Below are 1,657 nucleotides of genomic sequence, written 5' to 3'. Positions count from 1 at the left end.
CCTCGACCGCGTGCTCGCCGATGTGCCCGAGGTAGAGCCGGCCGGTGGCCCGGTCCCAGCTGAAGCGGTGCGGGTCGCGGAAGCCGTACGCGTAGATCTCGCCCAGCGCGCCCGCCTGCCCGACGAACGGGTTCGACGGCGGGATGCCGTATCGGCCGTTCGGCGCGTTGGTGCCGCGCGGGTCGATCCGCAGCAGCTTGCCGTGCGGCATGGCGAGGTTCTGCGGATCGGTGTTCCGGGCGCCCTGGCCGCCGTCGCCGACCGCCAGGTAGAGCAGGCCGTAGTCGGCGTCTCCGCGCTTCGCGGTCGGGTCGAAGTTGATCTCCTGGATGCCGTGAATCTGGCCGGCGAAGCCGATCCGCAGCACCTCGCGGTGGGTGCCGCTGAACGTGTCCGCGGCCGGGTCGGTCGCCGTCCACTCGTTGATGACGCCGTGGAAGATGGAGTTCGGCTGCTGGTGGTCGGGCACCGCCGTGGTCTTCGTGGCGTCCTCGGTGTGGATCGTGTAGAAGACGCCATTGCGGCGGAAGTCGGGGTGGAAGGTCACGTACCCGAAGCCCTGCCCGAGGCCGCGGCCGGAGAAGAACGCCGGGGCGAAGGCGGCGGCCACGTCGAGGTAGACGTGCGGCACGCCGTTCTCCACCAGGTAGAGGTTGCCGTTCAGGTCGGGGACGGCCCGGCGTCCCGAGCCGTCGGGCAGCTCCATGATGGTGTTGATCCGGGCGATCCGGTTGAGCCGCTGGTCAGTGGGCGGCGGGGTGCCGAAGGACTGCGGGAACTGTGCGTACTGCTCCAGGACGAGGCCCAGTTTCGAGGTCTCGGGTTCGGTGGGGACCGGGTCGTACACCGGTCCTGCCACTGTGGACAACAACATCGATGCGGCCACGACGGCCTTACCCAACATGTCTACCCCCGGGTCATGTAGCGGTACTGGTTCGCGACCTCACGCGCGGACAGCGATCGGCCGAAGAACGTGAGCGCGTCCATCCGGCAGTCGCACGGGTTGCGGTCCGCGGAGCCCTGCCAGGGGAAGCTGCCACCGATCTTGATGCCACGCGGATCGGAGGCGGTGGTCGCGTGCGGGCCCGGGCCGGCGACCAGCCACGGGTCGTCGGCGCGGGTGTAGAAGCCGGCCACCGGGCGGCCGTTGCGATAGAGCGCCATGGTGCCGGCGTCGAAGTCGAACGTGGCGGTCAGGTGCACCCACTCGTCCTTGGGCAGCAGCGTGCGCCAGTCCGCGTCGGCCGCGAAGGTCTGCGAGTTGCCGCCGTCGAGCCGCCGGCCGAGCGCGACCAGCCGCAGCGTGCCGTTGACGTCGATCAGCTCGAGCAGCGCCCGCACGGCGTGCCCGTCGGAGTCGCCGGTGAGCACGCCGGCCAGCCCGATCGCGTTGAAGCCGGCCGCCGGGCCGTCCATCGACCGCTTGAACCAGCCGCCGATCGCCGCGCCCTCGGTCGCGTTGAACGCCCGCAGCGTGCGCACCCCGCTGGCCGACCAGATGCCGGCCTTCCAGTCGTCGGTGCCGTTCGGCGTCCCCTGCTGCCCGGTCTGCAGCACTCGCCGCCCGCCCGGGTAGGCGCGGTCCGCCACCCGCTGCGCGGCGCCGCCGTTGATCAGCTCGATCTCCGTGCCGGAGCGGCCCTGATCGCGTTCGAGG

The 1,657-nt window shown here is 71.4% G+C and carries 2 protein-coding genes; both read right to left on the bottom strand.

Annotation, left to right across the window (positions count from 1 at the left end; translation table 11 throughout):
- The coding region (locus AB0M20_RS42240) for a PQQ-dependent sugar dehydrogenase (protein ID WP_364307020.1) at positions 1–904 on the bottom strand (904 nt) is incomplete at its 3' end.
- Between the two features lie 2 nt (positions 905–906).
- Positions 907–1,657: LamG-like jellyroll fold domain-containing protein (locus AB0M20_RS42235; protein ID WP_364307018.1), on the bottom strand; the 751-nt coding region annotated here is incomplete at its 5' end.

It is taken from the genome of Actinoplanes sp. NPDC051633 (assembly GCF_040681735.1).
GTDB lineage: Bacteria > Actinomycetota > Actinomycetes > Mycobacteriales > Micromonosporaceae > Actinoplanes.
Note: the sequence above shows the minus strand (reverse complement) of the source record. Positions and strands in the feature narration are given on the sequence as shown.